Origin of the sequence: Mycolicibacterium mageritense (genome assembly GCF_010727475.1) — a bacterium.
GTDB lineage: Bacteria > Actinomycetota > Actinomycetes > Mycobacteriales > Mycobacteriaceae > Mycobacterium > Mycobacterium mageritense.
Genome location: NZ_AP022567.1, coordinates 4415527 through 4430015 on the forward strand (window position 1 = coordinate 4415527; position 14489 = coordinate 4430015).

General features: G+C 66.1%; 11 protein-coding genes. 5 read left to right on the forward strand and 6 right to left on the reverse strand.

Translation table 11 applies throughout. The features are described from left to right. Positions 1–19 precede the first annotated feature (19 nt). Positions 20–1216, reverse strand: coding sequence for a lipase family protein (locus tag G6N67_RS21185; protein WP_036429108.1), 1197 nt, complete (start codon positions 1214–1216; stop codon positions 20–22). Positions 1217–1497: 281 nt separating this feature from the next. Here G6N67_RS21185 and G6N67_RS21190 point away from each other — a divergent pair, with 281 nt between their 5' ends. From G6N67_RS21190 to G6N67_RS21210, 5 genes are all read left to right on the forward strand, one after another. Beyond that, on the forward strand, positions 1498–3585 hold the full coding sequence (locus tag G6N67_RS21190) for an alkyl/aryl-sulfatase (protein ID WP_229478623.1): 2088 nt from the start codon (positions 1498–1500) through the stop codon (positions 3583–3585). 82 nt (positions 3586–3667) lie between these two features. After that, positions 3668–6220 carry a winged helix-turn-helix domain-containing protein gene (locus G6N67_RS21195; protein WP_163642262.1) on the forward strand — a complete coding sequence of 851 codons (2553 nt, stop codon included), beginning with the start codon at positions 3668–3670 and terminating at the stop codon, positions 6218–6220. A 90-nt stretch (positions 6221–6310) separates the two neighbouring features. After that, the gene (locus tag G6N67_RS21200; protein WP_036429106.1) at positions 6311–6835 is read left to right on the forward strand and encodes an NUDIX hydrolase; all 525 of its coding nucleotides are present in this window, start codon (positions 6311–6313) and stop codon (positions 6833–6835) included. A gap of 50 nt (positions 6836–6885) precedes the next feature. Further along, positions 6886–8313 carry an NAD(P)/FAD-dependent oxidoreductase gene (locus tag G6N67_RS21205; RefSeq protein ID WP_036434404.1) on the forward strand — a complete coding sequence of 476 codons (1428 nt, stop codon included), beginning with the start codon at positions 6886–6888 and terminating at the stop codon, positions 8311–8313. Beyond that, on the forward strand, positions 8310–8636 hold the full coding sequence (locus G6N67_RS21210) for a cupin domain-containing protein (RefSeq protein WP_036429105.1): 327 nt from the start codon (positions 8310–8312) through the stop codon (positions 8634–8636). Before G6N67_RS21205 ends, G6N67_RS21210 begins: the two co-directional genes overlap by 4 nt. Here the strand turns inward: G6N67_RS21210 and G6N67_RS21215 are convergent. Genes G6N67_RS21215 through G6N67_RS21235 form a run of 5 tightly spaced genes read right to left on the reverse strand, consistent with a single transcriptional unit; the run spans position 8633 to position 14416 of the window. Further along, a complete protein-coding gene (locus G6N67_RS21215; protein WP_081812405.1) occupies positions 8633–9535 on the reverse strand; it encodes an ABC transporter permease in 903 nt (300 codons plus the stop codon). The genes G6N67_RS21210 and G6N67_RS21215 overlap by 4 nt on opposite strands. Further along, positions 9532–10440 (reverse strand): ABC transporter permease, encoded by a 909-nt coding sequence (locus G6N67_RS21220; protein WP_036429104.1) that lies wholly within the window; start codon positions 10438–10440, stop codon positions 9532–9534. Before G6N67_RS21220 ends, G6N67_RS21215 begins: the two co-directional genes overlap by 4 nt. Continuing rightward, on the reverse strand, positions 10437–11582 hold the full coding sequence (locus G6N67_RS21225) for an extracellular solute-binding protein (RefSeq protein WP_036429103.1): 1146 nt from the start codon (positions 11580–11582) through the stop codon (positions 10437–10439). The genes G6N67_RS21220 and G6N67_RS21225 overlap by 4 nt, the downstream gene beginning before the upstream one ends. A 5-nt stretch (positions 11583–11587) precedes the next feature. Next, a complete protein-coding gene (locus G6N67_RS21230; protein WP_051578454.1) occupies positions 11588–12727 on the reverse strand; it encodes an ABC transporter ATP-binding protein in 1140 nt (379 codons plus the stop codon). A 27-nt stretch (positions 12728–12754) separates the two neighbouring features. Next, entirely contained in the window at positions 12755–14416 is a 1662-nt protein-coding gene (locus tag G6N67_RS21235) for an amidohydrolase (RefSeq protein WP_036429102.1), read from the reverse strand. Positions 14417–14489: the final 73 nt, after the last annotated feature.

Consider the following 14489-nt stretch of genomic DNA (forward strand, 5'->3'; position numbering starts at 1 on the left):
CCGCTCCTGTGCGCGTCGCTCATGGTTTGTGGGCCGCCGTGAACGCGGGGCAGTCGTTGGCCGAGGGAAGTGATTTCAACCGATCGGCGAGCCAGCCCAACGCCGCGAGCGGCTCGATCTGGTCGCCGTTCTTGTCGGGCCAGTAGGCGATCTGGATGACGTCACCCATCGTGCAGCCTGCGATGAGGGCACGCTCCGTCCACGCTGCCGGGATCACCGAATCCTGGCCGCCGTATATGACGTACATCGGCACTTGTGTCGGGCCCTGGGGAAGATTGGTCTTCTGGAGGTAGCCACGAAGGGTCTGCAGCGCTTCTGGAGTGGCTGGACGCAAATCGTCCGCGGTCAGCTTTTCGGCCAACGACGTTCGCTGGGCGGCGTCCTGGCAGCGCAGCAGCGCGTCCCAATTCTGTTGGGCTGCCCCGCGCCGGTAGTCGTCGAGTTCGAAGTCGTAGTAGTACTCGTCTTTCAGCGCGGCCAGGTATGCCACGTAGACCAATTTTTGGTCGGTGGTCAGGGTGCCCGCCGCGGCAGCGTCGGCAAGCCCTGCGATGTCGGCCATCGGAGCCAGCGCCGCGGTGGCGACCAGCTTCAGGTCGTAGCCGTAGTTGTCGGCGAGTTCGTTGGCCGCCCAGGCGGCCTGGCCACCTTCTCGCGCGCCGAGTGCGGCCCACGACGCGGACGTTTCGGGCACCATCGTGCGTGCCGCGCGCACCGCGTCGATCATGTTGTACCCCGCCGTGGTCGAGTCCAGATACGGGTGGAAGTCGTACTCGTCGGGTTCGCTGGGACGGCCCAGGCCCTGATAGTCGGGCACGGTGACGACGTACCCGGCTTTCAGCAGCGCGGCCACGGTCGCGGCCTCGCCGAGTAGATCGGGCGATCGGGAAGGTGCGCACTCGGCTGACGTGCCTGTGGTCCGGTGGCCCAGGGCGACAACCGGAAACCCGCCGGGCGGCGGGGTTCCTTTGGGCACGAAAACCGATCCCGTGACATGGGAGACCGCGTCGTTGACGCCGTTGCGCGAGGCATAGGTCATGGTTCTGGCCGACGCGGCCGCATCCCGCAGCGCCGGGGCGAGGTCGTCCAGTTGTGTCTCGGAGACGACGTGGCCCGCACTGTCAGGATCTTCCTGCGGGGATTGCTGCTCTGACGGTGCACCGCAACCGGTGACGAGCGCAAGAACCAGCGCAAGCAGTGCCAAGACTCGAACCATCGAACGTCCCCTAGCTCTTCGTGATCCGTGGCCTGTTTGCAGACAGCCCTCATCTTTTCATCGACGCATTGTGAATGTGTGGTGTATGGGCCAACCAATGTCGCGGTCCGTTCGGGTGAATGGCGCTCCAGCAAGCCGTAACTCGTTTGCTCACAAACGAAATCTGCGGAACGTCCTCACCCGAAATGGGTGAGGCAGTGGGAATGTCACAATTCTGAATTGGTGTAACCGGTCCGGCGATTCGAACGAAACAGGATGGCGCAGTCGGCATAATCCGGTTCATGGGTCCGAATTCGAACGTGCAGAATGCCGGCGAAGGTGACGATTTCCGAGCGCGACTGCCGCGCCGCAAGATTTTGGGTGGCCTGGCGGTCGCGGGCGCCGCGACGACGCTGATCGCCGCATGCGACGACAAATCGGGGACGGCCTCGGGTGGAGGCGGTGGTGGCGGGGAGGTCACCACCGACAACTCCGTCAAGGGGGCCACCGAGGCCACCAAAGCGGCGAACAAGAAGGTGCTCGACACCTTGCCGTTCAGCGATCGCAGCGATTTCGAGGACGCCAAACGCGGTTTGCTCTCGCGCCCTGACACTCTCACGATCAAGAACGAAAACGGCGACGTCGTCTGGGATCTCGAGCAGTACAAGGGCTACATTGCCGACGGCAAGCCCGCGCCGGACACCGTCAACCCGAGCCTGTGGCGAAACGCCCAGCTGTGCATGGAGTACGGCCTGTTCGAGGTCGTGCCCGACCGGATTTACCAGGTGCGCGGTTATGACCTGTCGAACGTCACGTTCGTGCGGGGCGACACCGGCTGGATCGTCGTCGACACGGCCATCTCGCCGGAGACCGCGAAGGCCGCGTTGGACCTCACCAATCGACATCTCGGTGCCCGTCCCATCGTGGCCGTCGTCCACAGCCACTCGCACGTCGACCACTACGGCGGTGTGCGCGGCATCGTCAACCAGGCCGACGTCGACTCGGGCAAGGTGAAAATCATTGCTCCGCAGGCTTTTGTGGAGGATGCGGTCAGCGAGAACGTGATCGCGGGCAACGCCATGTCGCGTCGCGCGATCTACATGTACGGCGCGCTGTTGCCGCGCAACGCCGAGGGTGGCGTCAACGGTGGCCTCGGCATGACGGTGTCCACAGGTGTGCCCACTCTGATCATCCCGACCGACATCATCACGACCACCGGGCAGAAGATGACCGTCGACGGCGTCGACATGGAGTTTCAGATGACGCCGGGCACCGAGGCACCGACCGAGATGAACACGTTCTTCCCGCAGTTCAAAGCCATGTGGATGGCCGAGAACACCACCAACACCATGCACAACCTGCTGACGCTGCGGGGCGCGCAGGTGCGCGACGCCCGGATCTGGGCGAAGTTCCTCGACGACACCATCCGCGTCTACGGACCGAACACCGACGTGAAGTTCCAGAGCCACCACTGGCCGATGTGGGGCCGCGACAAGATCATCGACTACTGGAAGAAGCAACGTGACATGTACAAATACATGCACGACCAGTCGGTCCGGATGATGAACCAGGGCTTGGTGGGTTCGGAGATCGCCGAGGAGATCGCGTTCCCGCCGGAAATCAACAACTTCTGGCCCGACCGCGGCTACTACGGCACGCTCAAGCATAACTCGCGAGCGGTCTACCAGCGCTATATGGGCTGGTATGACGGCAATCCGTCGGATCTCGACGACCTGCCGCCACAAGCGGCAGCCAAGAAATACGTCGAGTACATGGGTGGTGAGGCCGCGATCCTGGACAAGGCCAAGAAGGACTTCGACAACGGCGACTACCGCTGGACCGCCATGGTGCTCAAGCACGTGGTGTTTGCCAACCCAGACAGCGTGAACGGCAAGAACCTCCTCGCCGACAGCTATGAGCAGCTCGGTTACCAGGCCGAGTCCGGGCCGTGGCGTTCGGTGTACCTGCAGGGCGCGTACGAATTGCGCAATGGGGTACCGACCGCGGGCGGTACCGACACCGCGAGTCCCGACACCATCGACGCGATGCCGCCCGAGATGATGTTCGATTACCTCGGTGTGCGGCTCAACGGCCCGAAGGCTGCGGGGAAGAACATCAAGCTCAATGTGACGTTCGACGACCTGAAAAAGGACTACACCCTGGTGGTCGAGAACGGCGTACTCAACTATCAGCCGGGCAAGCTACCCGATGCCAACGCGAGCCTCACGTTGTCCAAGGACACCATGAACCAGATCCAGATGGGCAAACTCAAGCTCGACGACGGTATCAACCAGAACAAGGTCAAGGTGGACGGCAACCGCGACTCGGTGACGGAGTTCATCGGGCTGATGGACACGTTCCCGTTCTGGTTCAACATCGTCACGCCGTAGGGGCCAGATCGCACTTACGGTGGCGTAAAGAGGCATATAATTCGCCTCCGTGTGGCAGTCCGGAAATGCAGGGATGCACCCGGTGCCATGGTTTCTTGCGACCACACCGTCATCGAGCCCGGAGATGTTGTCCCGCAACGCGATCACGCGGTTGCTCGACGAATATGGCGACGGCACACGGGCGATCCTGGTCGCCGCCCCGTCGGGCTTCGGCAAGACGGTGGCGGTAGCCCGCTGGGCCACCGATCGGGCACAGTACGCTCCCGGGTCGGTGGCATGGCTGACGCTGACCGAGCGCATGAACGATCGCAGCGATGTGCTGCGCGGGATGCTCACCGCGCTGCTCAACGCCGCCGGTGACGACTGCGAACAATTCGGGCGGGCTCTGGCAGCGGTGTTCGACGCGACGGACTACGACGCCGCGGTTGCGGCCCTGACCGCGATCGAACCGCCGCACCCGGTGACGGTCGTCGTCGACGATCACCAACTCGCCCGTGCGGTGTGGCCGGACACCGACGTCGTGGACCTGGTCGAGAACGGCCCCAGGTGGCTGCGGTTCATCTTCCTCACCACAGACCCGGTGGCGCCCGAATGGATGCGGTTGCGGGTGCAAGAGCAGGTGGCCGTGATCGGTGCGGCCGAGCTGGCGTTCACCCGCGCCGAGGTGGAGGCACTGGCCGCGCGCGTCGATGTGCCGGTGACGGCGCGCGACGTCGACAGCGTCATGGCCGCGACGAACGGCTGGCCGGGTGCCGTGCGGCTGATCCTCGTCAGCGGCGGCGCCGAGGGTTTCCACGCCGACATCGATCTCACCGATTACATCGCCACCGCGGTGCTGGCGCGGCTGCGTCCGGACCTGGCGGAATTCGCGTTGCACGCCACGGTGTGCCCGCGGGTCGACGAGAGCCTCGCACAAGCGCTGTCGGGACGCGCCGACAGCGGCGCACTGCTCGACGACTGCGTCGCGGCGGGTCTGTTCATCGAGCGCATCGGATCCGGTAAAGATGCGGTGTATCAATGGCATTCGATCTTCGTCAGGCACTGCGGCGAAATCCTGCGACGTCGGCGGCCCGACGACTGGTATGCGCTCAATCGGCTTGCCGCCCGTGAGCTGGCCCGGCGGTATCCGCTGGAGGCCGTCGAACACGCGATCCGGGCCGATGACCGCGCCGGGTGCGACATCATCGCCGACCACTGGCTCGAACTGCTGCTGCAATCCCGTTCCGCGGCCTTGGATCACGCGTGCGTGAGGCTCGCCGAGGCCTTCGGCGAGGATCCGGAACTGCTCATGATCCGATCCTGTTGCCGGGCGATGGCAGGCGACGATGTGATGGCACAGCTGCTGTTGGACCGGGCCTTGGCGATGGCTCCCACAGCGGAGACGTCGCGGCGGTTGGCGTTCATCGCCGATCTCACCCACATCCTGGTGTCCGACGACCGTGACACCATGGCGGCCGCGGCGGCGCGCGCGGAGGCGGCACTGATCGACCGCGAGGTGGTGACCCCGCGCGTATATGCCTGCGCGCTGTTCGTGCTGGGCTGGGCGGATTCGCGGCTGCGGCGCGGGCCGGCGCGCGGGTCGGCGCTGCTGGAGGCCGCGGTGCACGAGTGCACAGCGCTGGGTCTCGACGAGGTAGCGCAACGCGCACGCCAGAACCTGGCGTTCGCGTTGGCCCACGCCGGTGAGCTTGGTCGGGCGAAGCGGGCGTTGCGGGCTGCGACCGCGCCGGGTGATTCCGCCCCTGAGCTGTGGCTGTCCCACGACGGCGACGGCATCACGACCTTCACGACCGGCTGGATCGACTTCTGGTGCGGCGAGATCGAAACAGCCCTGGGGCATTTCGTCACCGCCGACGCGTCCTCAGGCGTCGGCTATCCCGATACCGCACGAATGTTCTTGTGCTTCAGTGCATCGACTCTGCGGGACGACGATGCACTCGACATCGCCGAGGTGGCCGTGACCCGCATGCCCGATGTGGACACGCACGGTGTGCCGTGGGTCAGCTACACCACCGCGAGTCGTGCGCGCATCGCCGAGGCACGTGGGCAGCATGCCGTCGCGCTGGAGTTGGCGGCCAGTGTGGTCGATTCCGTTCATGTGCCGATGGTGTCGGCCATGATGTCCGGGATGTGCCGGCGGCTCGGTGCTGTCGAGCTGGCGGCGAGGCTGGCGCAGCAGGCTCTGGAACCGCAGGTGCCGGGCTATATCGCGGTGTACGCGCTGCACACGCTGGCCGTGATCGACTGGCAACGCGGCGATGCTGCCGCGGCCCATCGACGCATGGAGCAACTGCTGGCGCTGGCGGCTCCGGAGCAGGTGCGCTACCAGTTCATCGACAACACCGATGTGTTCGGCAAGGAGCTGCTTGCGGCGCACATGTCGTGCACGGCGTACCGGTCCTTCGTCGAGGGCTCCCTCCTCATGTGCGAGGGGTTGACACGCCATCCGCCGTTCGCGGCTCTGACGGCCCGCGAGCGCGAGGTGCTGGCGTTCCTGCGGACACCGATGACCATGCAGGAGATCGCCGACAAGATGTCCGTGTCGGTGAACACGCTCAAGACCCATCAGCGCGCGATCTACCGCAAACTGGGCGCTGCCAACCGGCGTGAGGCCATCGCTCGCGCCGGCCGGTAGCGTTTTCCCGCGAGCAGTCGCGCCGGTACCCGGAAACGCCGTATTTGGGGTACCTTCACGACTGCTCGGCAGGGGGAGGGAGCGCGGCACATGGTCGACGAACTGGTGACGGTGTACGACGCCGACGGCAACGAGACCGGCGTCGCGCCGCGCAGCCGGGTATACGCCGAAGGGTTGTGGCACGGCAGCGCCGGGGTTCTGGTGCGGTCGACCGACGGCGAGCGGATCTACGTGCACCGGCGCACCACGACCAAGGCGGTCTTCGCGGGCATGCACGACTGCCTGGCCGGTGGTGTGGTCGACCCCGGGGAGACGCCACTTGAGACCGCGACACGGGAACTGGCCGAGGAACTCGGCATCACCGATGTGCCGCTCACGCCGTTGGCAGCTGCGGCCTGGGACGGACAGTGGATCGGAAAACCGATGCGCTGTCACCTTTTTGCCTTCGAGGCCCGCTGCGACGGCCCGCTGCGGCATCAGCCGGAGGAGATCGCCGACGGGTGGTGGTGGACCGACGCCGAACTCGCGCGGCACCTGGCCGACCCGGACTGGCCGTTCGTACCGGACACCCGGGTGCTGATCCCGGAGCTGCTGCGCTTACGTCAACACCCTTGAGGTAAACCCGCGGATGCTTCTTACTGGTGGTACCTCACCATTCAGGAAGAATCGTGCAAACCGTTTTCGAACAGAATATTCCCGCCGCCGGCCTCATCGACCGATCGCTGGCCGACACCGTACTGCAGCCCTTCTGGCTCGACGACGTGCCGGTCAGGCCGGGGTATCCGACGTTGACCAGCGCTCCGTCGCACTACGACCTGGTGGTGGTCGGCGGTGGATACACGGGCCTGTGGTCGGCCTTGCTGGCAAAGCAGCGTGACCCGGGACTTCGGGTTGCCCTCGTCGAGGGACAGACGATCGGCTGGGCGGCCTCGGGGCGCAACGGCGGTTTCGTGGAAGCGTCGCTGACCCACGGCGCCGAGAACGGCCGCAATCGTTGGCCCGACGAGATCGAGGTTCTCGACCGGTTGGGTATGGAGAACCTCGACGCGATCGAGAAGACCGTCGATTCGCTGGGTCTCGACTGCGACTTCGAACGGACCGGTTCGATCGCGGTCGCGGTCGAGCCGTATCAGGCCGCCGAATTGGCGGCCGCGCCGACGCGATCCGACCAGGTTTACCTCGACCGGCGAGCCATCCGCGCGGAAGTCGCCTCGCCGACATACCTGGCCGGAGTGTGGTCGAAAGACAGTGCCGCACTGGCGCATCCCGCCAAGCTCGCGTACGAACTCGCTCGTGTGGCAAGTGAACTGGGCGTGGAGATCTACGAGCACAGCAAGGTGCTCGGCGTCGGCCAGGCGCGTCGCGGCGGGGCGATGTCCGTGCGCACCGAACGCGTATCCGTACGTGCCGACCGAGTCATCCTGGCGACCAACGGGTTTCCGTCGCTGCTGAAGCGATACCGCTATCACACGGTGCCGGTCTACGACTACGCGTTGATGACCGAACCGCTGACGGACGCCCAGCTGGCGTCGATCGGTTGGGGCAACCGCCAAGGCATCAGCGACATGTCGAACCAATTCCATTACTACCGCTTGTCGAAGGAAAACCGCATCCTGTGGGGCGGGTACGACGCCATCTATCACTTCGGCGGCCGTGTCCGGCCGGACTACGAGGATCGCGACGTGACCTATCGTCGTCTCGCGAGCCATTTCTTCACGACGTTCCCGCAACTGGAAGACGTCAGGTTCACCCACCGGTGGGCCGGCATGATCGATACCTCGACGCGGTTCTGCGCGTTCTTCGGCTCCGCGTACGGCGATCGTGTCGGGTACGCCGCCGGGTTCACCGGGCTCGGCGTGGCCGCCACCCGGTTCGCCGCCGAGGTCATGCTCGACCGTTTCGCCGGAACACCGACGGAACGCACCGAACTCGAAATGGTCAAGTCGACACCGCTGCCGTTCCCGCCGGAACCGTTGGCATCGCTCGGAATTCAGGCGACCCGCTGGTCGCTGGACCGCGCCGACCATCGCGAAGGGCGCCGCAATGTGTTGCTGAAGGCGCTCGATTCCGTCGGGCTTGGGTTCGACTCGTGACATCCGTCGACGCGGCGGCGCTGGCGCTGGACCACGCGCCGATTCCGGCCGACTCGGTGGTGCACGGAGCACCGACCACAGGGCACCGTGACCTGATGTCGGTGGCCGACACGACGATCGGCGTGTGGGAACACACGCCCGGCGTCTCGCGTGATGTGGAGGCCGACGAGGTGTTCGTCGTCCTCGCCGGCGACGCGACGGTCACGTTCGACGACGGTTCCGCGCCGATCGATCTGCGCCCCGGCAGCCTCGTGCGCCTGCACGCGGGGCAGCACACCACCTGGACCGTCCGGGAGACCCTGCGCAAGGTGTACGTCGCCTAACCGCCCGCCAGGGCGGACGCCATCTCCCGGGAGTCCGAACCGGTACGGCGCAGCACGAAGGCGACGACGCCGAGCGCGACGAGCGTGAGGGCCAGCATCAGGGTGGACACCGCGGCCACCTCGGGGCGCAGCCCGACCTTCAGCGACGAGAAGATGTACACCGGCCACGGGGTGAACCCGGGCAGTTGCACGAAGCTCGACACGATCGTGTTGTCCAGGCTGAGCGTGAACGACATCAGGGCACCGGCCAGGATCCCGGGAAACGCCAGCGGCAGGGTGATCTGACGGAAGGCGTTCCACTTGCCGGCGTACAGGTCGGCGGCGGCCTCCTCGAGCCGTAGGTCGGCGCCTTGCATGCGGGCCCGGATGATGAACGTCACGACGGCAACAGACATCACGGTGTGCGCGATGACCAGGCGGATCAGGCCGTTGTTCATCGGCAGGAATCCGGCGTCGGTGCCCAGCGTCACGAACCAGGGCAGCAGCGAAATACCTGTCACCACTTCGGGTGTGACGAGCGTGACCGCGAGGATCGCGGTCAGCGCCGCGGCCCAGCGATTGCCGTTGCGCGAGCGTGCCAACGCCAGCCCGCCGAGGGTGCCGAGGATCGTGGACAGCACGGCCGCGCCGACCGCCGCCTGCAGCGACGTGAGCACCGAGTTCCTGATCATGACGTTGCCGAACGCGCTCGCGTACGCGTCGAATCCAAACCCCTGCCAGGCGGCCAGAATGCGGCCGGTGTTGAAGGAATACGCGATGATCACGACGATCGGCAGGAACAGGAACGCGTACACCACGATGCCCCAGACCCGCAGGCCGATGGAGATCGGATCCCAGCGTCTGCGCTTGCGCACCGGTGTCGCGATGGATGCGGCGGGACGCTCGACAGTGTCGGTCATGCGTGTGCCCCTTCGGGAATCGTGACGCGGCGGGACCGCTTGATGAGTGCCTTGACGACGAGGGCGACGACGCCGACCGCGACCACGGTGGCGAGGATGAAGGTCATCAGGATGATCGCCATTGCGGAGCCGAGTGCCCAGTTCTGGGCGATGTTGAACTGCGACGCGACGAGCTGGCCGATCATGTTGCCCTGCGCGCCGCCGAGCACGGACGCGGTGATGTAATCGCCCATCAGGGGGATGAACACCAGCAGGCACCCGGAGGCGATGCCGGGCAGTGCGGTCGGGATGGTGACGTCGAGAAAGGTTCGCAGGCGCCCCGCGCCGAGATCCTTGCTGGCTTCCCGCATGCTTGCCTCGGAGCGCTCCAGCGCAACGTACAACGGCAGGATCATGAGCGGCAGGTAGTTGTAGACCACGCCGATCTGTACCGCGGTCTGGGTGTACAGGATCGACAGCGGCCCGTCGGTCACCCCGAGCTTCGTCAGCGCGCCGGACACGAAACCCTCCGGGGACAGCATGATCTGCCAACCCAGGGTGCGAACCAGGAAGTTCGTCCAGAACGGGATCAAGACCAGCGCCAGCAGCATCGCGCGCCAGCGTGGGGCGACCTTGACAGCCAGCCAATACGCGAACGGAAGACCCACGACAAGGCAGATCAGCGTGCCGAGGCCGGCGATGCGCAGGGTGTTCCAGAACGTCGCCAGGAAGGTGGCGTCGGTGGCTTCGAGGTACCGGTCGAACGACAGCCGGTCATTGGACCGTGCGGTGTAGATGTCGGGCTTGTGCCCGAAGCTGTACCACCCGATCAGCGTGGTCGGGATCAGGAAGAAGAACACCAGGTATGCCCACAGGGGAAAGGACAGCGTGGCATTGGATTTCGTGCCGGCAGACAGTCTTTTCATGCCGCCGCCCCGGCCTGCATGCGGTTGAAGATCTTCACCAGGCGCCCGCTGGCGTCGTTGACCTCACTGGGGGTCAGCCGATCCAGGGTGGCCTGGGTGGGGTAGATCAGGTCGGTCATCGGAACCTCGTTCTGCATGGCCAGTTGGCGCTGGCCGATCAGACCGGTCGGGTAGCCGATGTGTTCCATCTCCTTCATGCCGACTTCGGGTTCCAGCATGTAGTTGATGAATGCATAAGCGGCGTCGGGATGTTTGGCGCCCTTGGCGATTGCCCAGGTGTCCATCCAGAGGTTGGCGGTGGGTGTGGGGAACACGAACCGCCAGCGATCCGGATCGTCGTCCTCGAGCAGCGCAAGGCGGACATCTCCGTTGAACGCCTGCATCATGGCGAATTGGCCCTGCACCAGCTGTGCCGACACCTGGGACACGAACGCCGCGACGGTCGGGGAGATGGTGTCGACCATGAACCGCTCGCACGCGTCCAGTTGGCGCTCGTCGGTGGTGTTGAGGTTGAAGCCGTTGGCGGCGAAGAAGACCGAACACACCTCCCACGGATCCTCGAGCAGCGTCGTCTTGCCTCGCGCCTCCTTCTGCGCAGCATCGAGAAAGTCGCCCCAGGAAGTCAGCTCGCGGTCGACGACCGTGGTGTCGTACACGAAACCCGTTGTGCCCCAGTTCTTGCACACCGCGTACTGGTTGGTCGGATCCCAGGGCTGGCGCAGATAGGTCGCCTCGACGTTGGCGAGGTTGGGCAGATACGAATGGTCGAGCTTCTCCAGCAGGCCCGCGTGCGCCATCATGGGCACGTAGCTTCCGGTGGGAACCACGATGTCGTAGCCGCTGGTGCCGCGGGCCGCGCCGAGTTTGGCCACGAGCTCCTCATTGGAGCCGAAGTTGTCGACCTGCACCGTGACGCCACGCTTGGAGAACTCGGCGAGGTTGTCCGGATCGTCGTAGTCGCCCCAGGAGTAGACGTTGAGTTGGTCTTCCAGCCTGCCGTCTGCAGGCGGGGACGGCACGCCGCCCCGCGCGCAGCCCGACAGCGCCAGGCCGGCGCCTGCCACCGCGAAGCCCGCGAGCAGGCTGCGCCGGGTGATCCGTTGAGCATCGCTGGGAGACGCCAGGATTCGCAGCTTGTCCATCGGGTTCACCCGGCCGCCACGGTCGTGTCGGGGTCCGCGGGGAAGACGTGCACGGAATCGCCGTCCCAGCTGCAGCGGACCGCAGTGTGCAGATCGAGCTCTCGGGCTCGGCCTGCGGGCATCCGGGCGAGCAGCTCCGATCCGGAATCGGTCGTCACGACGTACTGCACGGTCTCACCCAGGAAGGAGATGTTGGCCAGGGTTCCGTCGATCGCGTTGACCGGCGTTTCGCCCGAAACGGGGCCCACCGCGACGGACTCGGCCCGCACCACCGCCACCACGGGTGCACCCTCGCGGTGGCCGTCCATGGCAGTGCGGTCGGGCCGGATCGTGAAGTCGGGTCCGGTGAGAGTATCGGCGCCGGAGACCAGGCACCTGAGGAAGTTCTGCTTGCCGATGAAGCCGGCGACGAACGAGTTGGCGGGCGACCGGTAGATCTCGGCCGGGGTGCCGAGCTGCTGTATCGCGCCGTCGCGCATGACCACGACGCGGTCACTCATCGACAGCGCCTCTTCCTGGTCATGCGTGACGAACACGAACGTGATGCCCAGCTGGAGCTGAATCAGCTTGAGCTCCACCTGCATTTCCTCGCGCAGCTTGCGATCAAGCGCCGACATCGGCTCGTCGAGCAGCAGCACCTTCGGCCGGTTCACCAGGGCACGGGCCAGCGCCACGCGCTGTTGCTGTCCTCCGGAGAGATTCTTGGGGTTGCGGTCGGCGAAGCTTTCCATACGCGCGAGCCGCAGTGCTTCTCCGACGCGGCGGCCGATCTCGGCTCTGGGGGTGCGCTGCTGTCGCAGGCCGTAGGCGACGTTCTCCGCGACGGTCATATGGGGGAACAACGCGTACGACTGGAAGACGGTGTTGACGGGTCGCTTGTTCGGTGGCAGCCCGACGATGGAGGAGCCGTCGAGCACGATGTCGCCGCCGTCGGGCTCCTCGAATCCGGCGATCATCCGCAGCAGCGTCGTCTTGCCGCAGCCCGACGGCCCGAGCAGCGAGAGAAACTCCCCGGCCCGGATCTCCAGGTCGATGCCACCGACCGCGGTTGCCCCGCCGAACTGCTTGGTGACTCCGCGCAATCGGATTGCAGCGCCTGACTTCTGCGTCTGTTGCGGCACCGCGGCGATGGTGGCTTCGGTCATATCGCGTTCCTTCTGGTCGTGGACAGGTCAGCGGATTGCGGTGGACAGCATGCTGTCGGCGTAGACGAGTTCGCCGTCGACATAGGTGCGCTCGACCCGGGTCTGGTCGATCTCCTCGGCGGGCGACGCGAACGGATCACGGTCGAGCACAACCAGATCCGCCAGGTAGCCGGGTCTGATGACGCCGGTCTCGTCCAAGTGGTTGACGTAGGCCGAGCCCGCGGTGTAGGCCGCGAACGCGGCATTGAGGTCGATCCGCTGCTCGGGCAGGAACACCCGGTCATCGGTGGTGGCCGGCGCGCGCCGGTTGACCGCGACGTGGATGCCCTGGATGGGATCGGGGCTGCTCACCGGCCAGTCGCTGCCTGCGGCCAGGACGGCGCCGGCCCGCAACAGATCGCCGAACGGGTACTGGCGCCGCGCGCGCTGCTCGCCGAGGAACGGAATGGTGAGTTCGTCCATCGACGGTTCGTGGCAGGCCCACAGTGGCTGCATGTTCGCGACCGCTCCCAAGGTGCGGAACCGGGGGATGTCGCGTGGATCGACCACCTGCAGATGTGCCAGATGTGGCCGTGTGTCGCGAAAACCGTTGGCATGCCGGGCGGCTTCGATCGCGTCGAGGGCCTCCCGGACGGCGCGGTCGCCGAGCGCATGGAAATGCACCTGGAAACCGAGCGCATCCAGTTCGACGACATAGCCGCGCAACGCTTCCGGGTCGACGAAGCTGACCCCCGCGTTGCGCGTGCCGCAGCCGCACCCGTCCAGGTAGGGCGCCAGCATGGCGGCGGTCTGGTTCTCGGCGATACCGTCGACCATGATCTTGACCGTGTTGGCACGGAGTCGCGCGTGCTGCAACGCGGTTCGACGCTCGACCATCTCCGCGATCTGTTCGGCGCCCCGGTCGCGCTCCCACCATTGTGCCGCCGCGACCCGCACCGTCAGGGTTCCGTCGAGCGCGGCACGCAGGTATGCGCGTTCCGCGTCCGGCACGGCCGCGTACCTGCCCAAAATCGCGTCCTGCCAGGCCGTGATGCCCAGGGAGTGGAGATGGTTCTGCGCGTCGAGCAGTGCTCGGTACAACTCGTCCTCCGTGGGGCGCGGCACATGCGCCGCGACCAGGTCCATCGCGGCTTCCTGAAGCATCCCGGTGGCCGCACCGTCGGCGTCGCGTTCGATGCGTCCGCCCGGTGGATCCGGCGTGTCGTCGGTGATCCCGGCGATCTGCAGCGCGCGGCTGTTCACCCAGGCCCCGTGGTGATCTCGGTTCGGCAGGTACGCCGGCCGGTCTGCGACGACTGAATCGAGCATCCGAGCGGTCGGGATGCCGCCGTCGAAGGCGTCGAGAGACCAACCTCCGCCCGTGATCCAGGGCCGCTCGGGGTGTGCCGCGGCGTAGGCGCCGACCGCGGCCAAGGTGGCGTCGGCATCGTCGAATGCGAGCAGGTCGCACGTCATGCGCTCGACACCTGCGCCTACGGGATGGACGTGGGCATCCTGGAAGCCGGGGATCAACAGCTTGCCCGCCAGGTCGACGACCGCGGTATCGGGACCGATCGATTCGCGCGCGGCGGTCCCGACTGCGCTGATCCGATTGCCGGTCACCGCAACGGCGTCGACTCGCGAACGCACGGAATCCATCGTCAGGACCGGGCCTCCGGTGAATACGATGGTCGCCGGCACAGCTGGCATCGCGTTGTCTCCTGGTTTCGTTCGGGTGGTCGACGCGTGTTCCGGACTCGGGATCGCGATTTGATGTGCGCCA